At 64.2% G+C, this 21,456-nt stretch carries 22 protein-coding genes; 18 read left to right on the forward strand and 4 right to left on the reverse strand.

Going from position 1 to position 21,456, the window contains the following annotated elements:
- Positions 1-4: 4 nt before the first annotated feature.
- From rpoE to pdxJ, 11 genes are all read left to right on the forward strand, one after another.
- Positions 5-586, forward strand: coding sequence for an RNA polymerase sigma factor RpoE (rpoE, locus tag FXN65_RS07320; RefSeq protein ID WP_044870604.1), 582 nt, complete (start codon positions 5-7; stop codon positions 584-586).
- Between the two features lie 31 nt (positions 587-617).
- Entirely contained in the window at positions 618-1,211 is a 594-nt protein-coding gene (locus FXN65_RS07325) for a sigma-E factor negative regulatory protein (protein WP_151132423.1), read from the forward strand.
- A gap of 8 nt (positions 1,212-1,219) precedes the next feature.
- Complete coding sequence (locus FXN65_RS07330; RefSeq protein WP_151132424.1) at positions 1,220-2,176, forward strand: MucB/RseB C-terminal domain-containing protein; 957 nt, start codon at positions 1,220-1,222, stop codon at positions 2,174-2,176.
- A 185-nt stretch (positions 2,177-2,361) separates the two neighbouring features.
- On the forward strand, positions 2,362-3,792 hold the full coding sequence (locus tag FXN65_RS07335; protein ID WP_394351282.1) for a DegQ family serine endoprotease: 1,431 nt from the start codon (positions 2,362-2,364) through the stop codon (positions 3,790-3,792).
- Positions 3,793-3,943: 151 nt separating this feature from the next.
- Positions 3,944-5,743, forward strand: coding sequence for a translation elongation factor 4 (gene lepA, locus FXN65_RS07340; RefSeq protein ID WP_151132426.1), 1,800 nt, complete (start codon positions 3,944-3,946; stop codon positions 5,741-5,743).
- A gap of 5 nt (positions 5,744-5,748) precedes the next feature.
- Positions 5,749-6,603, forward strand: a complete 855-nt coding sequence (gene lepB / locus FXN65_RS07345; protein ID WP_151132427.1) for a signal peptidase I — start codon at positions 5,749-5,751, stop codon at positions 6,601-6,603.
- Positions 6,604-6,718: 115 nt separating this feature from the next.
- Entirely contained in the window at positions 6,719-7,096 is a 378-nt protein-coding gene (locus FXN65_RS07350) for a DUF4845 domain-containing protein (protein WP_151132428.1), read from the forward strand.
- Positions 7,093-7,782 (forward strand): ribonuclease III, encoded by a 690-nt coding sequence (gene rnc, locus FXN65_RS07355; RefSeq protein ID WP_151132429.1) that lies wholly within the window; start codon positions 7,093-7,095, stop codon positions 7,780-7,782. The genes FXN65_RS07350 and rnc overlap by 4 nt, the downstream gene beginning before the upstream one ends.
- Positions 7,775-8,677, forward strand: coding sequence for a GTPase Era (gene era / locus FXN65_RS07360; RefSeq protein WP_151132430.1), 903 nt, complete (start codon positions 7,775-7,777; stop codon positions 8,675-8,677). The genes rnc and era overlap by 8 nt, the downstream gene beginning before the upstream one ends.
- Before the next feature lie 8 nt (positions 8,678-8,685).
- A complete protein-coding gene (gene recO / locus FXN65_RS07365; RefSeq protein ID WP_151132431.1) occupies positions 8,686-9,384 on the forward strand; it encodes a DNA repair protein RecO in 699 nt (232 codons plus the stop codon).
- Complete coding sequence (gene pdxJ / locus FXN65_RS07370; RefSeq protein ID WP_151132432.1) at positions 9,377-10,123, forward strand: pyridoxine 5'-phosphate synthase; 747 nt, start codon at positions 9,377-9,379, stop codon at positions 10,121-10,123. Before recO ends, pdxJ begins: the two co-directional genes overlap by 8 nt.
- A 248-nt stretch (positions 10,124-10,371) precedes the next feature.
- Here the strand turns inward: pdxJ and mdtI are convergent, their stop codons facing one another.
- The 3 genes from mdtI to FXN65_RS07385 form a co-directional block, all read right to left on the reverse strand.
- Positions 10,372-10,701, reverse strand: coding sequence for a multidrug/spermidine efflux SMR transporter subunit MdtI (gene mdtI, locus FXN65_RS07375; protein ID WP_151132433.1), 330 nt, complete (start codon positions 10,699-10,701; stop codon positions 10,372-10,374).
- On the reverse strand, positions 10,698-11,054 hold the full coding sequence (locus tag FXN65_RS07380; protein WP_151132434.1) for an SMR family transporter: 357 nt from the start codon (positions 11,052-11,054) through the stop codon (positions 10,698-10,700). Before FXN65_RS07380 ends, mdtI begins: the two co-directional genes overlap by 4 nt.
- Positions 11,055-11,484: 430 nt before the next feature.
- Entirely contained in the window at positions 11,485-12,366 is an 882-nt protein-coding gene (locus FXN65_RS07385; RefSeq protein ID WP_151132435.1) for a LysR substrate-binding domain-containing protein, read from the reverse strand.
- Between the two features lie 138 nt (positions 12,367-12,504).
- Here FXN65_RS07385 and FXN65_RS07390 point away from each other — a divergent pair, with 138 nt between their 5' ends.
- On the forward strand, positions 12,505-13,143 hold the full coding sequence (locus tag FXN65_RS07390) for an FMN-dependent NADH-azoreductase (protein WP_151132436.1): 639 nt from the start codon (positions 12,505-12,507) through the stop codon (positions 13,141-13,143).
- 10 nt (positions 13,144-13,153) lie between these two features.
- The gene (locus FXN65_RS07395) at positions 13,154-13,459 is read left to right on the forward strand and encodes a DMT family transporter (RefSeq protein WP_151132437.1); all 306 of its coding nucleotides are present in this window, start codon (positions 13,154-13,156) and stop codon (positions 13,457-13,459) included.
- A 79-nt stretch (positions 13,460-13,538) separates the two neighbouring features.
- On the opposite strand, the gene FXN65_RS07400 is transcribed toward FXN65_RS07395, so the two are convergent.
- Positions 13,539-16,646, reverse strand: coding sequence for a transglycosylase domain-containing protein (locus tag FXN65_RS07400; RefSeq protein WP_178119281.1), 3,108 nt, complete (start codon positions 16,644-16,646; stop codon positions 13,539-13,541).
- Between the two features lie 96 nt (positions 16,647-16,742).
- Between FXN65_RS07400 and FXN65_RS07405 the strand changes: the two genes are divergently transcribed.
- The 5 genes from FXN65_RS07405 to FXN65_RS07425 all read left to right on the forward strand — a co-directional run bounded on the left by FXN65_RS07405 (position 16,743) and on the right by FXN65_RS07425 (position 21,358).
- On the forward strand, positions 16,743-17,411 hold the full coding sequence (locus tag FXN65_RS07405) for a class I SAM-dependent methyltransferase (RefSeq protein ID WP_151132438.1): 669 nt from the start codon (positions 16,743-16,745) through the stop codon (positions 17,409-17,411).
- Positions 17,412-17,754: 343 nt separating this feature from the next.
- A complete protein-coding gene (locus FXN65_RS07410) occupies positions 17,755-19,155 on the forward strand; it encodes an amino acid permease (protein ID WP_151132439.1) in 1,401 nt (466 codons plus the stop codon).
- Positions 19,156-19,287: 132 nt separating this feature from the next.
- A complete protein-coding gene (locus FXN65_RS07415; protein WP_151132440.1) occupies positions 19,288-19,941 on the forward strand; it encodes a hypothetical protein in 654 nt (217 codons plus the stop codon).
- Between the two features lie 109 nt (positions 19,942-20,050).
- Positions 20,051-20,458, forward strand: coding sequence for a VOC family protein (locus FXN65_RS07420; RefSeq protein WP_151132441.1), 408 nt, complete (start codon positions 20,051-20,053; stop codon positions 20,456-20,458).
- A gap of 78 nt (positions 20,459-20,536) precedes the next feature.
- Entirely contained in the window at positions 20,537-21,358 is an 822-nt protein-coding gene (locus FXN65_RS07425) for an aldo/keto reductase (RefSeq protein ID WP_151132442.1), read from the forward strand.
- The last annotated feature ends 98 nt before the right edge of the window (positions 21,359-21,456 follow it).

A 21,456-nucleotide genomic window follows, 5' to 3' on the forward strand; every position in this document is an offset into this window, starting at 1 on the left:
GTTCATGCTAACCCAGGAACAGGATCAGCAACTGGTCGAACGGGTGCAGCGGGGCGACAAGCGGGCTTTCGATCTGCTGGTGTTGAAGTACCAGCACAAGATTCTCGGGTTGATCGTGCGTTTCGTGCACGACGCCCAGGAAGCCCAGGACGTAGCTCAGGAAGCCTTCATCAAGGCTTACCGCGCGCTCGGAAACTTTCGCGGCGACAGTGCGTTTTATACGTGGCTGTACCGCATCGCCATCAACACGGCGAAGAACCATCTGGTGGCGCGTGGAAGACGCCCGCCAGATAGTGATGTAAGTGCTGAGGACGCCGAGTTTTATGACGGCGACCACGCCCTCAAGGATATCGAGTCGCCGGAGCGAGCCCTGCTTCGGGATGAGATCGAGGCCACAGTGCACCGGAGCATCCAGCAGTTGCCGGAAGATTTGCGTACGGCGTTGACCCTGCGCGAGTTCGACGGCCTTAGTTACGAAGACATTGCCAGCGTCATGCAGTGTCCGGTCGGTACTGTGCGATCCCGCATCTTCAGGGCGCGGGAAGCCATCGATAAAGCCCTGCAACCTTTGTTGCATGGGACCTGAGACAGCGGCGACAGCCAAGAGGGGAACCGCCATGAGTCGTGAAGCTTTGCAGGAATCGCTGTCCGCGGTGATGGATAACGAGGCGGACGAACTGGAGCTGCGTCGAGTTCTCGCCGCCAGCGAAGATCAAGAACTGCGGGCTACCTGGTCGCGTTACCAGATTGCCCGGGCCGTGATGCACAAGGAGCTGCTGGAGCCGCGCCTGGACATCGCCGCCGCGGTCTCGGCCGCACTGGCCGACGAAGCCGCACCGCCTGCCCAGGTGGTTCGTGCTCCGTGGCGCAACCTCGGGCGTCTGGCCGTGGCCGCCTCGGTGACACTCGCCGTACTGGCCGGTGTACGCATGTACAACCAGGACGAGGTCGTGGGTACCCAGCAGCTCGCCCAGCAGCAGGCCAGCCAGCCCGCCATGGTCATGCCGCAGGCCCAGCAAGGTGCCGTGCTGGCTGGCTATAGTGAGGATGGTCAACAGACGCAACAGCCCATCGGTGCGACCCAGTCGTCTTCCGGTTGGCACGAGAAGCGTCTGCCGGCGTACCTGCGGCAACATGCGCAGCAGGCCGCGATGAGCGGTAGCGACAGTGCTCTGCCATACGCCCGCGCTGCCAGTCTGGAGAGCCGCTGAGGAGGAACATGCGCGCACTTCCGGTAATCATCTTGCTTGGCGGCTGGCTGACTCAATCAGCCCATGCCGCTGACGCTCAGGACTGGCTGCAGCGCCTCGCTGATGCGGAGCAGCGCCAGAGTTTCCAGGGAACGTTCGTCTACGAACGAAATGGGAGTTTCTCCACTCACGAAGTCTGGCATCAGGTCCAGCAGGGTGGGGAGGTGCGCGAGCGTCTGCTGCAGCTCGATGGGCCGGCTCAGGAAGTGGTGCGCGTCAACGGACGCACCCAGTGCGTGAGTGGCTCCCTTTCCGATCAGATGGCCGACGGCCAGGCCTGGCCAGCCCGGGCGCTCGACGCCAAGCAACTGTCCGAATGGTATGACCTGCGCCTTGCTGGCGAGTCCCGGGTTGCCGGGCACGCCGCGGTGGTCCTGACCCTGACCCCGCGTGACCAGCACCGCTATGGCTTCGAGCTGCATCTTGACCGGGATACCGGCCTGCCGCTCAAATCCCTGTTGTTGAGCGACAAGGGGCAGTTGCTGGAGCGCTTCCAGTTCACCCGTATCGATACTGCATCCGCCCCGGCGGATGCCGATCTTCAGGCTGGTCCGGCGTGCAAGGCGGTGCGTGCCGCCGAGGTACAGCCCGAGAAGGCGTCCCGCTGGCGCTCCGACTGGCTGCCGCCGGGCTTCAGCCTGACCAGCGCCCAGGAGCGTCGCAGCCCGGTATCGTCCGATCCGGTATCCAGTCTGCTTTACAGCGATGGACTGGCGCGTTTCTCGGTATTCCTCGAGCCGCTGCATGGCGCCGTAGTCGAAGACGCGCGCAGCCAGCTGGGGCCGACTGTGATGGTGTCCAAGCGGGTCAGCACGGCCGACGGTGACGTGATGGTGACCGTGGTCGGTGAGATCCCGCTGGGGACTGCCGAACGGGTCGCACTGTCCATGCGGGCAGCGGCAGCGGAGGCCACCGCGACACAATGATCCTTGCTACAGGACCCGTATTCGGTTCATGGTGCGGTAGCCTCGGCTGCCGCCCTGTCTTTTTCACGATGTTCCACCGAGCCTTGGGCTGATGCCCCGGGCTCTTTTTGCTTTTGTGTTGTGTTTTGCTCGCAGGGCCGGGCGGTCCAGCGAGTTCATACCACTCGTTATGCGACGGGAGCTGTATGTCGATGCTTAACCTCAAATCCTGCATGACCGCCGTGGCAGCCCTGCTGCTGCTCGGTCAAACCCTCGTGGCTCGTGCCGAGCTGCCGGACTTCACGCCCCTGGTCGAAGAGGCGTCTCCGGCGGTGGTCAACATCAGTACCCGGCAGAAGCTGCCCCAGCGTGGTGCTGCCGGTGCTCAGGTGATGCCTGACCTGGAAGGCCTGCCACCCATGCTGCGCGAATTCTTCGAGCGCAACATGCCGCCGGTGCCGCGCAACCCGCAGGGCGGCCGCCAGCGCGAGGCGCAGTCCCTCGGTTCCGGCTTCATCATTTCCAAGGACGGTTACGTCCTGACCAACAACCACGTGGTGGCCGACGCCGATGAAATCATCGTGCGCCTGTCCGACCGCAGTGAGCTGGAAGCCAAGCTGATCGGCGCCGACCCGCGTACCGACGTGGCGCTGCTGAAGGTCCAGGGCAAGGACCTGCCGATCGTGAAGATCGGCAAGTCCGATGACCTCAAGGTGGGCAGCTGGGTGCTGGCCATCGGTTCACCCTTCGGTTTCGACCATTCGGTGACCGCCGGTATCGTCAGCGCCAAGGGCCGCAGCCTGCCCAACGAGAACTACGTACCGTTCATCCAGACCGACGTGGCCATCAACCCGGGTAACTCCGGTGGCCCGCTGTTCAATCTGGACGGCGAAGTGGTGGGTATCAACTCGCAGATATTCACTCGCTCCGGCGGCTTCATGGGGTTGTCCTTCGCCATCCCGATCGATGTCGCCATGAGCGTGGCCGACCAGCTCAAGTCCGAAGGCAAGGTCAGCCGCGGCTGGCTGGGCGTGGTTATCCAGGAAGTGAACAAGGACCTCGCCGAATCCTTCGGCCTGGACAAACCGGCCGGTGCGCTGGTGGCCCAGGTCCAGGAAGGTGGTCCCGCTGCCAAGGGCGGTCTGCAGGTGGGGGACGTCATCCTCAGCATGAACGGCCAGCCGATCGTGGTATCCGCTGACCTGCCGCACCTGGTGGGCAACCTCAAGCCGGGTAGCAAGATCAAGCTGGAGGTCGTGCGTGGCGGTAGCCGCAAGACCCTCGACATGGCTATCGGCACGCTGCCGGAAGACGGCGACGAAATGGCCGCCGCAACCGGCGATGGTGTCGAGCGCAGCAGCAATCGCCTGGGTGTGAGCGTGGTCGAGCTGACCGACGAGCAGAAGAAGGCCCTGGACATCCAGGGCGGCGTGGTGATCAAGGACGTCCAGGACGGCCCGGCCGCCATGATGGGGCTGCGTCCGGGTGATGTGATCACCCACCTGAACAATCAGGCCATTCCGTCCGCCAAGGCCTTCACGCAAATTGCCAAGGACCTGCCGAAGAACCGTTCGGTGTCCATGCGCGTGCTGCGTCAGGGCCGCGCCAGCTTCATCACCTTCAAGCTGGCCGAGTAAAGCGGTTGCGGTGCGAAAGGGCGGCCAATGGCCGCCCTTTTTCGTTTCTGCCTTCCGCCGCATGGGCGTGACGGGCTGGCCGCCGATCAGGTAAACTCCCCCGCTATTTTTCGGCGAGCAGCCTGCTCGCGGCTTTTTCGAGTGTTCATCCGTGAGTGACCTGAGTCATATCCGCAATTTCTCCATCATCGCCCACATCGACCATGGCAAGTCGACCCTGGCAGACCGCTTCATCCAGATGTGCGGCGGCCTGTCCGACCGCGAGATGGAGGCCCAGGTACTGGACTCCATGGATCTGGAACGCGAGCGTGGCATCACCATCAAGGCCCACAGCGTCACCCTGCATTACAAGGCGCAGAGCGGTAAGACCTACCAGCTGAACTTCATCGACACCCCCGGCCACGTGGACTTCACCTACGAGGTCAGCCGTTCCCTGGCGGCCTGTGAAGGCGCACTGCTGGTGGTGGACGCCGGCCAGGGCGTGGAAGCCCAGTCCGTGGCCAACTGCTACACCGCCATCGAGCAGGGCCTCGAGGTCATGCCGGTGCTGAACAAGATGGACCTGCCCCAGGCCGAGCCGGAGCGGGTGAAGGAAGAGATCGAACACATCATCGGCATCGACGCTACCGACGCCGTGCCCTGCAGCGCCAAGAGCGGCATGGGCGTGATCGACGTGCTGGAGCGCCTGGTGGAAGTCATCCCGGCTCCGGAAGGCGAGATCGACGCGCCGCTGCAGGCCCTGATCATCGACTCCTGGTTCGACAACTACCTGGGCGTGGTCTCGCTGGTGCGGGTCAAGCACGGCAGGGTGAAGAAGGGCGACAAGATCCTGGTGAAGTCCACCGGCAAGGTCCACCAGGTGGACAGCGTCGGCGTATTCACCCCGAAACACACCGATATGCCTGACCTCAAGGCCGGCGAAGTGGGTTTCATCATTGCCGGTATCAAGGACATTCACGGTGCCCCGGTGGGCGATACCCTGACCTTGTCCAGCACGCCCGATGTGGACGTACTGCCGGGCTTCCAGCGCATCAAGCCGCAGGTTTACGCAGGTCTGTTCCCGGTCAGCTCCGATGATTTCGAGGACTTCCGCGAAGCCCTGCAGAAGCTGACCCTGAACGACGCGGCGCTGCAATACGAGCCGGAAAGCTCCGAGGCCCTGGGCTTCGGTTTCCGTATCGGCTTCCTCGGCATGCTGCACATGGAGATCATCCAGGAGCGCCTGGAGCGCGAATACGACCTGGACCTGATCACCACCGCACCGACCGTAGTCTTCGAAATCGTGCAGAAGAACGGCGAGATCATCTACGTCGACAACCCGTCCAAACTGCCCGACCTCTCGTCCATCGACGAGATGCGCGAGCCCATTGTGCGTGCCAACATCCTGGTTCCCCAGGAGCACCTCGGCAACGTTATCACCCTGTGCATCGAGAAGCGTGGCGTCCAGCGCGACATGCAGTTCCTCAGCTCCCAGGTTCAGGTTTGCTACGACCTGCCGATGAACGAAGTGGTGCTGGACTTCTTCGACCGCCTGAAGTCGGTGAGTCGTGGCTATGCGTCGCTGGACTACAGCTTCGATCGCTTCGAACCGGCTAATCTGGTGAAGCTGGACGTACTGATCAACGGCGAGAAGGTCGATGCCCTGGCACTCATCGTGCACCGCGACCAGGCCCACTACAAAGGCCGCGCGTTGACCGAGAAGATGAAGGAACTGATCCCGCGCCAGATGTTCGACGTGGCGATCCAGGCGGCGATCGGTGGACAGATCGTTGCACGTACTACTGTAAAGGCGCTCAGGAAGAACGTTCTGGCCAAGTGCTACGGCGGTGACGTCAGCCGTAAGAAGAAACTGCTGGAGAAGCAGAAGGCCGGTAAGAAACGGATGAAGCAGGTCGGCAGCGTGGAAATCCCGCAGGAAGCCTTCCTCGCTGTGCTCAAAGTGGATAGCTAGGGTCTATGTCGATCAATTTCCCGCTGTTGTTGGTTATCGCCGTGGCAGTCTGCGGCGTACTCGCGCTTATCGACCTGGTTCTGCTGGCGCCGCGCCGGCGCTCCGCGATTGCTGCCTACGAGGGGCAAGTCGGCGAGCCCGACCCGGACGTGCTCGACAGGTTGAACAAGGAACCGCTGCTGGTGGAGTACGGGAAGTCCTTCTTCCCCGTGCTGGCCATCGTGCTGGTGCTGCGTTCGTTCCTGGTCGAGCCCTTCCAGATCCCGTCCGGCTCCATGAAGCCGACCCTGGAAGTGGGCGATTTCATCCTGGTCAACAAGTTCGCCTATGGCATCCGCCTGCCGGTGCTGGACAACAAGGTGATCGAGGTGGGGGACCCGCAGCGTGGCGATGTCATGGTGTTCCGCTACCCCAGCGACCCGAACATCAACTACATCAAGCGAGTAATCGGCCTGCCGGGCGATCGCATCGCCTACAGCAGTGACAAGCACCTGACCATCAATGGTAAGCCGGTGGCTGAAAAGCTGCTGGGCGAAGAGCCGGGCACCCTGGGCAGTGCCATGCTCTACCAGGAAAAGCTCGGCGAAGCCGAGCACCTGATTCGCAAGGAAATGAAGCGCTACCGCATGGAGCCGGGCCGCGAGTGGGTGGTGCCCCAGGGGCATTACTTCATGATGGGCGACAACCGCGACAACTCCAACGACAGCCGCTACTGGAGCGATCCCCGTATCCCGAAGGATCTGCTGGGCATGGTTCCGGACCGCAACATCGTCGGCAAGGCGTTCGCTGTGTGGATGAGCTGGCCCGATCCCAAGCTGCGCAATATGCCGAACTTCTCCCGAGTGGGCCTGATTCACTGACAGTCCCCTCGTCATCGCGGTTTTGCGGCGTTGTTCATGACAGCGCCGCAGTCGCTATATAGTCTTGCTTGCGGGCCAATCGGCCTCCATAAAAACACAGACATTGAGGTCGATCATGACGTTCGCGCGTAAGCAGAAGGGTATGTCGGTTCTGGGCTGGCTGCTGGTCCTGGCCGTAGTGGCTTTCCTGGCCAGCACCGCCTTCAAGATCATCCCGCATTACCTCGATTTCTTCTCTCTGGAGAAGATCATCAGTTCGGTGGAAACCGAAAAGGCCCTGGAAATCAGGACCATTCCCGACTTCTACAGCCATGTATCCAAGGGTATGCAGGTCAACGGCATCCGTGACCTGGACCTGGACAAGGCGCTGAAGGTGACCCTGGAAAACAACGAGTTCCAGGCCCACCTCAAGTATGAAAAACGCGAGCCCCTGGTCGAGAATCTCGATCTGGTGGTGCGCTTCGACAAAGAATTCCGTGTGCGAGTCCAGTGAGCGTATCCCTCAGCCGTCTCGAGCGTAAGCTCGGCTATACCTTCAAGGACCAGAGTCTGATGACTCTGGCCCTGACCCACCGCAGCTATGCGGGGCGCAACAACGAGCGCCTCGAGTTCCTCGGTGATGCGATTCTGAACTTCGTCGCCGGCGAAGCCCTGTTCGCACGCTTCCCGCAGGCGCGCGAGGGGCAGTTGTCGCGGCTTCGGGCGCGGCTGGTGAAGGGCGAAACCCTGGCCTTGCTGGCCCGTGGCTTCGAGCTGGGCGAGTACCTGCGCCTGGGCTCGGGCGAGCTGAAGAGTGGCGGTTTCCGCCGCGAGTCGATCCTTGCCGACGCACTGGAAGCGCTGATCGGCGCGATCTACCTGGATTGCGGCATGGAGGCCGCGCGCGAGCGCGTCCTCGCCTGGCTGGCCAACGAGCTCGAAGGCCTGACCCTGGTGGATACCAACAAGGACCCGAAGACCCGCCTGCAGGAATTCCTGCAATCCCGGGCCTGTGAATTGCCACGCTATGAAGTGGTGGATATCCAGGGTGAACCGCACTGCCGGACGTTCTTCGTCGAGTGCCAGGTCACCCTGCTGAATGACAAGACCCAGGGCCAGGGCGCCAGCCGCCGTATCGCTGAACAGGTGGCCGCGGCCGCCGCCCTGGTCGCCCTTGGTGTGGAGAATGGCAATGACTGATATCGATACCCCCCGCTGCGGCTACGTTGCCATCGTCGGCCGCCCCAATGTGGGCAAGTCCACGCTGCTCAACCACATCCTCGGGCAAAAGCTGGCGATCACCTCGCGCAAGCCGCAGACCACCCGCCACAACATGCTCGGCATCAAGACCGAGGGCAATGTCCAGGCGATCTACGTGGACACCCCCGGCCTGCACAAGAAAAGCGACAAGGCACTGAACCGCTACATGAACCGCAGCGCTTCGGCGGCTCTGAAGGATGTCGACGTTGTCGTCTTCGTGGTCGACCGTGACCGCTGGACAGAGGAAGATCAGCTGGTTCTGGAGCGCGTGCAGTACGTACAGGGTCCGGTGCTGATCGCGGTGAACAAGACCGATCGCATGGACGAGAAGGGGGACCTGATCCCGCACCTGTCCTGGCTTCAGGAGCAGCTCCCGAATGCCGAGCTGGTCCCGATTTCCGCCCTCCAGGGTCACAATCTCGACACCCTGGAACGCCTGGTGGCCGAGCGCCTGCCGGAAGGCGATCACTTCTTCCCGGAAGACCAGATCACCGACCGCAGCAGCCGTTTCCTCGCCGCCGAACTGGTGCGCGAGAAGATCATGCGCCAGCTGGGCGCCGAGCTGCCCTACCAGATCACCGTGGAGATCGAAGAGTTCAAGCAGGAAGGTCATGTCCTGCACATCCACGCCCTGATCCTGGTGGAGCGCGACGGCCAGAAGAAAATCATCATCGGCGAAGGTGGTGAGCGCATCAAGCGCATCGGCCAGGAAGCGCGCAAGGACATGGAAACCATGTTCGACTCCAAGGTCATGCTCAATCTCTGGGTGAAAGTGAAGGGCGGCTGGTCCGACGACGAGCGTGCCCTGCGATCCCTGGGCTACAACGACCTCTGAGCCTCTCCATGATCAGCGCGACGCTGCCGGCGTTCGTCCTGCACAGCAGGGCCTATCGGGAAAGCAGCGCGCTGGTCGACTTCTTCACGCCCGAAGGGCGCCTGCGTGCGGTGCTGCGTGGCGCCCGTGGCAAGGCCGGCACCCTGGCGCGGCCCTTCCTGCCGCTGGAAGTGGAGTTTCGCGGCCGTGGCGAGCTGAAGAACGTAGGCCGCCTGGAGAGTGCCGGCATCCCCAACCTGCTTGCCGGCGAGGCGCTGTTCAGCGGCCTCTACCTCAATGAACTGCTGATTCGCCTGCTGCCCGCCGAAGACCCGCAGCCCGCGCTATTCGAGCATTACGCCGCAACTCTCCAGGCGCTTGCCGCCAACCGTCCGCTGGAACCGCTGCTGCGCGCGTTCGAATGGCGCCTGCTGGACGAGCTGGGCTATGGTTTCGCCCTGGATACGGACCTGGCCGGGCATCCCATCGCCCCTGACGGCATCTACCGCCTGCAGCCCGATGCCGGGCTGGAGCCGGTGGCGCAGTTGCAGCCCGGCCTGTTCCAGGGTCGTGAGCTCCTCGCCCTGGCCGAAGCCGACTGGAGCGCCCCGGGCGCACTCGGCGCGGCCAAGCGCCTGATGCGCCAGGCCCTGGCACCTCACTTGGGCGGCCGGCCACTGGTCAGCCGCGAGCTATTCATGACGATCAAGGAACCTCCCCGTGACTGAAGCCAACCGCGTACTTCTCGGTGTCAATATCGACCACGTCGCCACCCTCCGTCAGGCCCGCGGCACCCGTTACCCGGACCCAGTCAAGGCGGCCCTGGACGCAGAGGAAGCCGGTGCCGACGGCATCACCGTTCATCTGCGCGAGGACCGCCGTCACATCCAGGAGCGTGACGTACGCCTGCTCAAGGAAGTGCTGCAGACCCGCATGAACTTCGAGATGGGTGTGACCGAGGAAATGATGGTCTTCGCCGAGGAAATCCGCCCCGAGCATCTCTGCCTGGTCCCCGAAACCCGTCAGGAGCTGACCACCGAAGGTGGCCTTGACGTCGCCGGCCAGGAAGCACGTATCAGGGCCGCGGTGGAGCGCCTGGCCAAGTTGGGCAGCGAGGTTTCCCTGTTCATCGACGCTGACCCGCGACAGATCGAGGCCTCCCACCGCGTAGGTGCTCCGGCCATCGAGCTGCATACCGGCCGCTATGCCGACGCCCATACCCCGGAAGAAGCCGCCCGCGAGCTGCAGCGCATCCAGGAGGGCGTGGCCCTGGGTCTCAAGCTCGGCCTGATCGTCAACGCCGGCCATGGCCTGCATTACCACAACGTCGAGCCGGTGGCTGCAATCCCCGGCATCAACGAACTGAACATTGGCCACGCCCTGGTGGCACACGCGCTTTTCGTTGGCTTCAAGCAGGCGGTGGTGGAGATGAAACAGCTGATCGTCTCGGCTGCCGCGAAGGGCTGATCGGGACAGGACGCCAGCCTGGCTCAGTGATTGAATTCGCCCCCACAGGACTGTGGTTCCTGTGGGGGCGAGTCGTTTCAGGCGGCTGGTGTGGGTGATTTCAATCGCGAATGAATTCGCTCCCGCAAGTGGCACTCGTGGATGTCGCCTTTCGCATCCCCCAACGTGGGCCAGGCCCAACACCCATGGTGGATATCGGTGAAGCGTGATCCACTCTGCGGGACCGAGCTTCCGGACGCTTCCGTCCTTCAGGCCAGCTTCAGCAATCCCATCCCCACCAGCAGCAATCCCAGCCCCAGCCACCCACGTCGCGCCAGGCGCTGACCGAACAGCGTCCAGCCGATGGCTACGGTGGCGAGGATGCCGAAGCCACCCCAGATGGCGTAGGCCAGCGACAGGTCGATGCCGCGTACCGCCTGCGCCAGGGCGGTGAAGGCCGCCAGGATGCAGAGCAGCGAAGTGCCCCCCAGCAGCCGACGGCGGAAGCCGTCGGAGTACTTGAGCAGGACGTTGGCCAGTACCTCCAGGGCGATGGCTGCGCCCAGCCAGGCGAAGTGGATCCAGGTCACGCCGTTCATGCCAGCACCTCCTGGCCACGGGCCTCGTGTGCGGCGCGGGTGCCGGACTTGATCAGCAGGATACCGGCGATCATCACAGCCAGGCCCAGCATCTTGCAGGGGCTGATGCTTTCACCCAGCCAGGTGACGCTGATGACGGTGATCAGCACGATGCCGATGCCTTCCCAGAGGGCGTAGGCAACCCCCACGGGCACACGCTTGATCGCCAGTGAGAGGAAGAAGTACGACAGGCCGATCAGGCTGTACATCAACAGGTGGCCGAGCACGGGGGCGTGTTCGGCGGCAAATTTCATCGAGGTGGTGCCGACGACTTCGAAAAGGATCGCGGCCAACAGGTAGAACCAGGAACGCATGGTGCCCTCCCTTGGGCATGCAGGGCCCTTCGCCCGGAGGCGAATGACGTGTTTGCAGGAAGTCCTGACCATGGAATGTTGGGGGTGCCCGACGTTTCCACGGCAATGAGGCGGGGGAGGGGCTACAGGTCGCCAGTCCAGTGGCGCTCGCGGGAAGCAAGGCGGGCGAAGTGGAGGGGGTGGATCAGTGTGTTCAACATAATGAACGCTATATTAGCCGTTCGGATTGGTGGAAGGCAAATTATGGGCTGTGGTGGCTTGTCGCGGGAGGATTTTGGTTTGATGGGTGTTCGTTATTTTGTTCGGATGGATCGCGAGCCCTTTTCTGTGGGAGAGAATTCATTCGCCTTTGCCGGACGTCGCTGGGACCGTTTCGCGCCCCTTTCGCGAATGAAATTCGCTCCTACAAGGGCGGCAAGTATTCCGCGTGTCACCCCACCTCCCGGCTCAGCCAGTCGAAGAAGGCCTTGACCGGCGGGTGGCGTTCCCGGCCAGGTACGCACAGGGTGGAGTAGCCCGCCCCGGCTACGCTGACCTCCGGCCGGTAGGGCGCCAGCAGGCCGCTGGCGAGGCTTTCGGATACAAGAACAGAGCTGGCCAGTACCAGGCCCTGGCCTGCGATGGCGGCTTGCAGGGCGTAGTGCTCTTCGTCGTACTCCCGCTGCGGCGCGATTTCCAGGAGGCGCTCTTCGCCCGCCGCCTGGCACCAGGCCTTCCAGCCCAGTTCGTAGAGCAGGGCGTTGCGCCAGCGGATGGTGATCAGGGGCGGCAGGCGGTCGCCCAGGCTGGCCAGCAGCGTGGGTGAGCCATAGACACCGAAGCATTCGTCCAGCAGGCACTGGCTGTGCAGGTTGGGGTATTCGCCCATGCCGTAGCGGATGACGAAGTCGACGCTGGCGTCCTGGTGCAGGTCGATCAGGGTATTGCTGGTGTCCAGGCGCACGCTGATTTCCGGGTGCTCGGCGTAGAAGCGGCCAAGCCGGGGGATCAGCCAGAGGGCGGCGAAGGCCGGGGTAGTGGAAAGCGTGAGATTGCCGCTGCTGCGATGCGGGCGCAGCTGGTCGAGGGTCTGGGTGACTTCCAGCAGGGCGCCGTGGAGGCTGCCGAACAGGCGCTGACCGCAATCGGTGAGGCGCACGCTGCGTGGCAGGCGCTGGAACAGCGGCACCCCCAGCCAGCTTTCCAGGCCGCGAATCTGATGGGACACCGCCGTGGGCGTCACGGCCAGCTCTTGGGCTGCGGCCTTGAAGCTGGACAGGCGCGCGGCGGACTCGAAGGTGCGCAGGGCGGTGAGGGGCAGGCTGGAAAACATGGAAAGCTCCATGGGTGAAATAGATTCATCCAGGTGAACAAATGCTCATTTGTCCGGGATGGCTGGCGTAACTAGCTTAGTACCTGAGTTTCAGCCAATTCATGTGCTTCTGGAAGCACAGTCGTCAAGGAGATTGAGATGAGCACTATTCTTTCCGTGCAAGGCAGCCCTCGTGGCGAGCGCTCCCATTCCCGTCGCCTGCAGGAGTCTTTCCTCAAGGCCTGGCAGGCGCGCGGGGCCGGCCGCCAGGTCCTGCGTCGCGAAGTGGGACGGGTGGCGATTCCGGCGGTCACCGAGGGCTGGATCGCCGCGGCGTTCCATCCGGAACCCGAGGCACGCACCGAAGTGATGAAGGCCGACCTTGCCGTGAGCGACCTGCTGGTGGATGAGCTGTTCGCCGCCGACTGCCTGGTGATTTCCGCACCCATGTACAACTTCGGCGTACCCAGCGGGGTCAAGGCCTGGGTCGACCAGATCGTGCGCATTCGCCGCACCTTCGACTTCGACCCGAACACGCAGGGCAACCCCTATACCCCGCTGGTGCTGGGGCGCAAGGCGCTGATCATCACCACCCGTGGTGACCAGGGTTACGGCCCGGGCGGCGCCAACGCCCACATGAACCACGCCGACGTCTACCTGCGCACGGTGCTGGGTTACATCGGCATCACCGACGTGACGGTGGTGGCGGTGGAAAACGACGAGTTCGGCGGTGAGGCCTTCGCGCAGTCCTACCAGCGGGCTGAGCGGACCCTGGCGGACCTGGCGGAGTCTTTCTGAGGAGACGGCCATGGCCTGGATATTCCTGCTGGTAGCGGCGTTCTTCGAGGTGTTGTTCGCCATGGGCATGAAGTACGCCGAAGGCTTTACCCGGCCCTGGCCCAGCCTGCTGGTGGTGGTGGCCGCCGTGGCCGGGATCTGGTTCCTGACTCTGTCCATGCGGGTGCTGCCGGTGAGCATCGCCTATCCCATCTGGACCGCCTTCGGCACGTTGGGCACCGTGCTGCTGGGCTTCCTCCTGCTGGGCGAGGCGCTGACGCCGACCAAGCTGGTATCGGTGGTGCTGATCGTCATCGGGGTATCGGGATTGAGGTAGGGGGCGCTGCGTTCAGCACCAGCTTCCGAACGAGAGCCGGTGCGCATGGCACACCCTGCGAGGCAAGCACCAACCTTCGTTACCGCCTGCTTACCTGCACCGCCGGCGCCAGGTCCTGGCACTGGGTGTTCTGGCCAGGGACGAGGTAGGGCTGGAGGATCGGCGCCATGCCTTTGAGCACCTGCACGGGCAGGGCGGAGGTGAAGCTGAACTTGTCGGCCTGGCTGCCTTCGACGAAGGCGGTGAGGGTGCCGAAGTGGCGCGGGCCCAGGTAGAAGACGAAGGTAGCGGTGCGGTTCATCGCCTTGGAGCTCTTCACCGTGCCCCAGCGGGTCACCGTCTGGATGCGGTTGTCGCCGGTGCCGGTCTTGCCGCCCATGACCAGCGGCTGGCCGTCGGGCAGGGTGAAACTGCCTTGCAGGCGCCGTGCGGTGCCGCCTTCCACCACCTTGGAGAGGGCGTCGCGCAGGGTGGCGGCGACTTCCGAGGTCATCACCCGTTTGCCTTCGCTGGTCTGATGCCCCACCAGGGTTTCGTAAGGGGTGTCGGCGGCGAAGTGGAGCTGGTCGATGCGCAGGGTGGACTGGCGCACGCCGTCGTTGAGGATGATGCCCATGAGTTCGGCCAGTGCCGCCGGACGGTCGCCGGAGCTGCCCAGGGCGGTGGCCAGCGACGGCACCAGGTGGTCGAAGGGGTAACCCAGGGACTTCCAGTGCTCGTGGATGTCGAGGAAGGCCTCCACTTCCAGCATGATGCGGATGCGCTTGTCGCGGGCGTACTTGCGCTTGGACTTGAACAGCCAGCCATAGACCTCGCGGCGCTCGTCGCCACTGGCTTCCACGGCGTCGCGGTAGGTCGCCGTCGGGTGCGCCTGCAGGTAACCGAGCAACCAGAGCTCCAGCGGGTGGACGCGGGCCACGTAGCCCTGGTCGTTGAGGTTGAAGGCGCCCGGTCCGTAGCGCGTGTAGAGATCTTCGATGCGCTTGTCGGTCAGCGGTGGGTTGGCCTTGGGCACCCGTTCGCGCATGAACGCGGCGAAGGTGGCCATGTCGGCCTGGGGCTGCAGGTAGCGGTGGATGGCGGCCATCCGCGCGCCCCAGGGGTTGAGGCCGTCGAGGAAGGTGGCCAGGCGCTGTTCCGCATCCTTGCCCTGGTATTTGTTCCAGAAGCGGCGCAGGTAGGTCTGGCTTTCGCGGGAGACGAACAGGTCCAGGTAACCCTGGCGGCGCGGGTCCTTGTCGTCGGTCAGGAGCTGCATCTTGCCGCCGTCGGGACGGTACATGTCGTGCCGCACCACATCGCGCAACAGGCGCACGAACGGCAGGTTGATGGATTCACGCAGTGCATCGCGCAGGGAGGGGCGGCGGCCGTTGTCCTCCTTGCGGAAGTTGTTGAAAGTGTGCAGCCCGCCGCCGGTGAAAAAGGCTTCGTAGGGGCTGGCGGAGTAGGTGCGCTCCAGGGCCGCCTGGAGCATCGCGCTGAGGTCGCGGTCCTTGGTCTGGATCAGGTAGTCGATGGCCCAGCGGCTGATGAAGTCGAGCGGGTCCACCTGCACCTTGCGCAGCTCGGCCACGGGCAGGCCGGCATAGCGTTCATGCAGGGTGGCGACGTTCTCCAGGTAGGTGGCCAGCACCCGCAGCTTGGCGGTGGAGCCCAGTTCCAGCTTGCTGCCCTCGTTGATGTCGAAGGGCTGGTCGGTGTTGTCGGTCTGCACGCGCACGCGGTTGCCCGAAGGCGTGCGCTCGAAGAGGGTGAAGCTGTAGCGCACCTCGCGGGTCTTCTCCGGTGACAGCAGGCGTTCGCCATAGAGGCCCACCTGCTCGGCGAAGGCCGGATCGGCCAGGTGACGCAGGTACTCCGTGACGGCGTTCTGCAATTCACTCTGCAAGGTGCTGCTGGCGGTCAGGTCGAGGCGGTCGAGGTCGTAGAGCGGCATGTTCAACATGCCCGAGAGACGGCTGCGGGCGACGCTGATGCCCTTGTTCGCCTCCACCGCCTGGATTGCCGGTTCTTCCACCCAGTTGCGGAAACGCAGCTTGGCGCCGAGGGCGGCGTCGCGCAGCGGCGTATCGATGATGCCTGCGCCGGCCAGCACGCGGATATGGCTGTCGGTGAGGGCGTTCAGCTCTTCATGGGCGCTGGACAGGTAATAGGAGGGGCGACGCTGGGCGATGAACAGCGAGAGCACCTGGCGCATGGCCAGGCCGCGTTCGGCCAGGTTGCTGTTGTCGTCCGCAAGGGTCCTGTTGACCCGGTTGAAGTCGGCGCCGTACCACACCCGCAGGCCGTCGGCGATGCCGTGCACCTCGCCGTGCCCCGGTGCTGCCGAAAGCGGCACGCTGTTCAGGTAGTCCATGACGATGCGTTCGCGCGCCGCCAGGGTTTGTGGGCCTTGCTGGTAGGCACGCACGCTGGCGGAGACCATCTGGCGAATCTTCTCGGAGGCGGAAACGGTGCGGCCGAAGGGCGAGTGGCGGTATTTCTCCAATTGGGTGGCCAGGGTGCTGCCGCCGGCCGACTGGCCGTCGAAGTCGATGGCCTTGCCCACCTGGGTCAGCGCGGCCTTGGAAAAACGTGGCCAGTCTACGGCCGGGTTGGCCAGGGGCGTTTCGCGGTCCAGCAACTTGCGGTTCTCGATGAACAGCAGGCTGCTGACCAGCAGCGGCGGAATACTGGTGAAGTCCGGATAACGCTGTTGCGGATAACTGAACTGGTAGAAGGGCAGGCCGCGGCAATCACAGATGTTGATGCCGGCCTGGATCTTCTCGCGATAAGGCGGGAACAAGCCGTGTTCGACATAGCTGATCAGTGCCGGGGAGAAGCGCGTCTGTCGCTGGACCTGATAGCCGCGTTTTTCCAGGCGGTCGAGCATTTGCGGCAGGGAGGCGTAGCCCAGGCGGCGGTCGAACGGGCCATCACCGGGGTAGCGAATGGATTTACTGGGGCCATCCTCGAGCTTGTAGCTGAGCGTTGCGGCGTAGCGGCTGATTTCCCTGGCCTGGAGGCGTGAGGTCTGCATTTCGTGGGTGGCGGCAACGCCGACGATCCCGGCGGTCACCAGGAAGATGCTCCAGAACAGGAGGCGGTGCTTACGGCGCGGCGGCTTTTCCGGCGGAACGCCCGCTCCGTAGAGAGGGCCTTGGGGTGCCTCTTTCCTTGTCGTGTCGGATTGCCATATTGCGCCCATAGTCCACCGGCCTGGCCTGTTGCCGCTCTTGCTTGCAATCTTAGTAGCTCACCGGCTGGCTGCATGGCGGAGTGGCGGCAAAACAGGAGCGAATCAATGACAGGCGACAATCGGATGCAACTCGACCACAGCTGGCGTGCCAACGCTCTAGCTTGGACTCGTGCGGTGAGGGAACGTCGTATCGAAAGCAGGCAATTGGCTACTGACCGGGCCATCATCGAGGCCGTGCTGGCCCGTCGGCCGACGCGGGTGCTGGACCTCGGATGCGGCGAAGGATGGCTGAGCCGGACGCTGGCCGGGCACGGGTTTGCGGTGCTGGGCATCGATGCTTCGGCGCCCCTGGTGGAGGCGGCGCGGGCGGCCGGCGGTGAGTTCCGTTGCCTGGATTACGCGCAATTGCAGGCCGACCCTGGCCAGTTGGGCAGGTTCGACGTAGTGGTGTGCAATTTCTCGCTGTTCGAGGAGCAGCTGGAACCGTTGCTCATGGCCCTGCGCGAGTCGCTGGCGGAGGAGGGCGCATTGCTGGTCCAGACCGTCCACCCCTGGCAGGCCCGAGGCGAGCAGGGCTACCGCAATGGCTGGCGCCGCGAAACCTTCGACGCCTTCGGTGGCGAATTCCCCGAGCCCATGCCCTGGTACTTCCGCACCCTGGAATCCTGGTGCGAGTTGCTGCACGGCAGCGGCTACCACATCGAGGCCCTGCGCGAGCCGGCCCATCCGGGTACCGGCGAACCGCTGTCGTTGCTGATCGAGGCCAGACCCTGAGCGGAAATTCCCGCCGCAGCGACCGTTCGGCTGAAGGCCCATGGGCGATTCCGGGGTTTCCGGCCTTCACGCGGGCCATCCTGGCGAACCTATCCGGCCTTTTGGGGCGAAGGCATGCATTGCCGCCTTTCCCGCGTCCTCCGGTACGGATGTGCACCAAAAGTAGGCATGACGTCGCTTCATCTTTGTGCAAGACTCGCCGCCGATCTCGGACGCGTGTGCGCCCGCCGGCCTGTTCCGCCCCACAAGGACGGGACTTCCAGGCGGCCAAGGGTCGTTACCACGACCCGGCTTTTCGGCTGCGCGGCTGACTCCTCGACAACTACAAGATGAGGTACCCCCCATGTCGGTTGCTGATCATCAGCCACAACATGAATCGCTGCACCGAGACCTCGGTGAGCGTCACATCCGCCTGATGGCCCTGGGCGCCTGCATTGGCGTCGGCCTGTTCCTCGGCTCGGCCAAGGCCATCCAGATGGCCGGTCCGGCCATCATGCTCTCCTACATCATCGGCGGGCTCGCCATCCTGGTGATCATGCGCGCCCTCGGCGAGATGGCTGTGCATAACCCGGTGGCCGGCTCCTTCAGCCGCTACGCCCAGGACTACCTCGGCCCGCTGGCGGGCTTTCTCACTGGCTGGAACTACTGGTTCCTCTGGCTGGTGACCTGCGTGGCGGAAATTACCGCCGTGGCTATCTATATGGGCGTCTGGTTCCCCGAAGTGCCGCGCTGGATCTGGGCCCTCGCGGCGCTGATCAGCATGGGCGGGGTGAACCTGATCGCCGTGCGTGCCTTCGGTGAATTCGAGTTCTGGTTCGCCCTGATCAAGATCGTCACCATCGTCGCGATGGTGGTGGCCGGCGCCGGCATGATCGTCTTTGGCCTCGGCAACCACGGGATCGCCACCGGCATCTCCAACCTCTGGGAACACGGCGGCTTCATGCCCAATGGTGTGCAAGGCGTGCTGATGTCGCTGCAGATGGTGATGTTCGCCTACCTGGGCGTGGAGATGATCGGCCTGACCGCCGGCGAAGCGAAGAACCCGCAGAAGACCATTCCCCAGGCCATCGGCTCGGTGTTCTGGCGCATCCTGTTGTTCTATGTCGGCGCGCTGTTCGTGATCCTTTCCATCTATCCGTGGAACGAGATCGGTTCCCAGGGCAGCCCCTTCGTGATGACCTTCGAAAGCCTCGGCATCAAGACCGCCGCCGGCATCATCAACTTCGTGGTGATCACCGCTGCACTGTCGTCCTGCAACGGCGGCATCTTCAGCACCGGCCGCATGCTCTACAGCCTGGCCCAGCAAGGCCAGGCGCCGCGTGCCTTCGCCGTCACCTCCAACGGCGTGCCGCGCCGCGCGCTGCTGGTGTCCGGCGTCGCCCTGCTGCTGGGCGTGCTGGCCAACTACCTGGTGCCGGAGAAAGTGTTCGTCTGGGTGACCTCGATCGCTACCTTCGGCGCCATCTGGACCTGGGCGATGATCCTGCTGGCACAGATGAAGTTCCGCCGCAGCCTCACCCCCGCCGAGCAGGACAAGCTGCAGTACCGCATGTGGCTGTTCCCGCTGAGTTCCTACCTGGCCATGGCCTTCCTGGTGCTGGTGGTCGGACTGATGGCCTACTTCCCCGACACCCGCGTCGCGCTCTACGTGGGCCCGGCCTTCCTGGTGCTGCTGGTGGTACTGTACAAGGCGTTCAACCTGGCTCCGGCCAAGGCAATGGAACCGGTCGGCGACGCCGCCTGAGCCCTGCCTTCACGATGAACACCGGGCCCGCCACGTGCGGGCCCGATGCTTTTCAGACGCTTGAAGCGGCAGGCCCGTTGGTGGAATATCCATCGCCAGCTGGCAATGCGCCAGCGCATTCAGGAGGTGGTCATGTCCCGCATTCCTACCCGTCTATCATTCGCGCGGCACCCTCTGCTGGCAGGTGTTCTCACCAGTTGCCTGCTCCTGGCCGGCTGCGCGGGTTTTCGTTCGGGAGTGGAGAGCAGGGCCGTCGTCGACGGGCAGGAGGCGGACGAACGCGGCCGTATCCAGTTGGCGGATGTCGCGCTCACCCTGGACCTGCACAACCAGATCCAGCAGAACGACTTCCAGGTGATCCTGTTCGTGGTGCCGGTGATGTACGACCCCGTCGACAAGCCCCGCTACAACGAGAACGACGGGATTCGCCTGCTATTGGAAATCCAGCCGGCCACCGCCGATTTTCGCTTCCGCCCGGAACGCGTCGTGTTGACGGTGGATGGCCGTCCGCTTCCGCCCGAGAAGGTTTCCCTGATCATGGTTCGCGACCCCGAACAGTTCCCGCTGGACGGCTTCCAGGCGATCGATCAGTCACCCGCCGGGCTGGACTACCGCCTGAGGGTGCCGAGGCGGAGCTGGCAGTTCATTCTCAAGTTCGCGGCACCGGTTCCCCAGCCGTCCAGTGAAATCCAGCTGGACCTTTCCCGCGCCCTGGAACGCCCCGGCAAGCCGCCCCTGCCGCTGATTCACTTCCGCTCCCGTCCGTGGAATCAGGGCTATACCTGACACTTCCGCCATTACGCGGTGGTCTATTGCAGCATGGAATCCTGGCCCCGCCTGGTGCGGGTCGGGCTAGGCTGAAACCATCGTTCTTCAAAAAAGGGAGGTCACCGCCATGGCCGGTTCCGCTGCCATTCCCTGTCTTCGTTACCGCGATGCGCCCGCGGCCATTGCCTGGCTGTGCAACACCTTCGGCTTCGTCGAACACCTGGTGGTGGCCGGGAATGACGGCAGCATTGCCCACGCCCAGCTCAGTCTTGGCACTGGCATGATCATGCTCGGCTCGGTGCGGAATAACGACTATGGCCAACTGCTGCGCCAGCCCGACGAGAACGGCGGGCTCGGCACCCAGGGCATCTATCTGGTGGTGGTGGATGTCGACGCCGTGCACGCCCGCGCCCTGGCCGCCGGCGCCACCGTCGTGCTGCCACTGAGGGACGAGGAGTATGGCGGGCGCGGATTCACCTGCCGCGACCCGGAAGGCCACCTGTGGAGCATCGGCTCCTACGACCCCTGGGCTTGAGCCGTCCGGTCCGTTGCCGGATTATCGCGCCCCAGCTGCCGGCAATCCCGAATGAACGGACTTTCCGAGGAATACGCCATGCAAAGCATCACCTTCCCCGACGGCACCCGCGTGCCCGCCATCGGCCAGGGCACCTGGCACATGGGCGAGCAGCCCAGTGAGCGCAAGCGCGAAGTTGCCGCGCTGCGCCAGGGGCTGGAGCTGGGGCTGACCCTGATCGACACTGCCGAGATGTACGCCGAAGGCGGCGCCGAGGAGGTGGTGGGGGACGCCATCGCCGGCCTGCGCGAGCAGGTCTTCCTGGTCAGCAAGGTCTACCCCTGGAATGCCAGCCGCAAGGGCACCGCCCTGGCTTGCGAGCGCAGTCTCAAGCGCCTGGGCACCGACCATCTCGATCTCTACCTGCTGCACTGGCGCGGCGAGCATCCGCTGGAAGAAACCGTGGAAGCCTTCGAACGCCTGCGCGAGCAGGGCAAGATCGCTCGCTGGGGCGTGTCCAACCTCGACCTCGACGACCTCCACGAACTGCCCGCCGGTTGCGCCGCCAACCAGGTGCTCTATAACCCCGAGGCGCGCGGCATCGAGTTCGACTTGCTGCCCTTCCAGCAGCAACAGGGCATACCGTTGATGGCCTACTGCCCGGTGGGGCAGGGCGGCAGCCTGCTGCGCAACGAAGCGATTCGGGAAGTCGCCCGCCGCCACCAGGCCAGCTCGGCCCAGGTGGCCCTGGCCTGGGCTCTGCGCCAGCAAGGGGTGATCGTGATTCCCAAGGCGGTCGACCCGCTGCACCTGAAGCAGAACGCCGAAGCCCACAAGCTCCAGCTCAGCGCTGACGACCTCGCCCTGATCGACGAGAGCTTCCCGCCGCCGCGCCGCAAGCGTCCGCTGGAAATGCTCTGAGGCCACGGCAGTGTGGAGCGAATTTATTCGCGAATGAATTCGCTCCCACAGGGAGTCGCGCATATCCGCCCGCCACTCGGCGGTGAGTCTGGCCTGAT

This window comes from Pseudomonas lalkuanensis (assembly GCF_008807375.1).
GTDB classification, from domain to species: domain Bacteria; phylum Pseudomonadota; class Gammaproteobacteria; order Pseudomonadales; family Pseudomonadaceae; genus Metapseudomonas; species Metapseudomonas lalkuanensis.

What these genes read in the sequence shown, in the direction of transcription:
- rpoE (WP_044870604.1), top strand. Translation starts at nt 5, where the DNA reads ATGCTAACCCAGGAACAGGATCAGCAACTGGTCGAACGGGTGCAGCGG.
- FXN65_RS07325 (WP_151132423.1), top strand. Translation starts at nt 618, where the DNA reads ATGAGTCGTGAAGCTTTGCAGGAATCGCTGTCCGCGGTGATGGATAAC.
- FXN65_RS07330 (WP_151132424.1), top strand. Translation starts at nt 1,220, where the DNA reads ATGCGCGCACTTCCGGTAATCATCTTGCTTGGCGGCTGGCTGACTCAA.
- FXN65_RS07335 (WP_394351282.1), top strand. Translation starts at nt 2,362, where the DNA reads ATGTCGATGCTTAACCTCAAATCCTGCATGACCGCCGTGGCAGCCCTG.
- lepB (WP_151132427.1), top strand. Translation starts at nt 5,749, where the DNA reads ATGTCGATCAATTTCCCGCTGTTGTTGGTTATCGCCGTGGCAGTCTGC.
- FXN65_RS07350 (WP_151132428.1), top strand. Translation starts at nt 6,719, where the DNA reads ATGACGTTCGCGCGTAAGCAGAAGGGTATGTCGGTTCTGGGCTGGCTG.
- era (WP_151132430.1), top strand. Translation starts at nt 7,775, where the DNA reads ATGACTGATATCGATACCCCCCGCTGCGGCTACGTTGCCATCGTCGGC.
- recO (WP_151132431.1), top strand. Translation starts at nt 8,686, where the DNA reads ATGATCAGCGCGACGCTGCCGGCGTTCGTCCTGCACAGCAGGGCCTAT.
- mdtI (WP_151132433.1), bottom strand. Translation starts at nt 10,701, where the DNA reads ATGAACGGCGTGACCTGGATCCACTTCGCCTGGCTGGGCGCAGCCATC.
- FXN65_RS07380 (WP_151132434.1), bottom strand. Translation starts at nt 11,054, where the DNA reads ATGCGTTCCTGGTTCTACCTGTTGGCCGCGATCCTTTTCGAAGTCGTC.
- FXN65_RS07385 (WP_151132435.1), bottom strand. Translation starts at nt 12,366, where the DNA reads ATGTTTTCCAGCCTGCCCCTCACCGCCCTGCGCACCTTCGAGTCCGCC.
- FXN65_RS07390 (WP_151132436.1), top strand. Translation starts at nt 12,505, where the DNA reads ATGAGCACTATTCTTTCCGTGCAAGGCAGCCCTCGTGGCGAGCGCTCC.
- FXN65_RS07395 (WP_151132437.1), top strand. Translation starts at nt 13,154, where the DNA reads ATGGCCTGGATATTCCTGCTGGTAGCGGCGTTCTTCGAGGTGTTGTTC.
- FXN65_RS07400 (WP_178119281.1), bottom strand. Translation starts at nt 16,646, where the DNA reads ATGGGCGCAATATGGCAATCCGACACGACAAGGAAAGAGGCACCCCAA.
- FXN65_RS07405 (WP_151132438.1), top strand. Translation starts at nt 16,743, where the DNA reads ATGACAGGCGACAATCGGATGCAACTCGACCACAGCTGGCGTGCCAAC.
- FXN65_RS07410 (WP_151132439.1), top strand. Translation starts at nt 17,755, where the DNA reads ATGTCGGTTGCTGATCATCAGCCACAACATGAATCGCTGCACCGAGAC.
- FXN65_RS07415 (WP_151132440.1), top strand. Translation starts at nt 19,288, where the DNA reads ATGTCCCGCATTCCTACCCGTCTATCATTCGCGCGGCACCCTCTGCTG.
- FXN65_RS07420 (WP_151132441.1), top strand. Translation starts at nt 20,051, where the DNA reads ATGGCCGGTTCCGCTGCCATTCCCTGTCTTCGTTACCGCGATGCGCCC.
- FXN65_RS07425 (WP_151132442.1), top strand. Translation starts at nt 20,537, where the DNA reads ATGCAAAGCATCACCTTCCCCGACGGCACCCGCGTGCCCGCCATCGGC.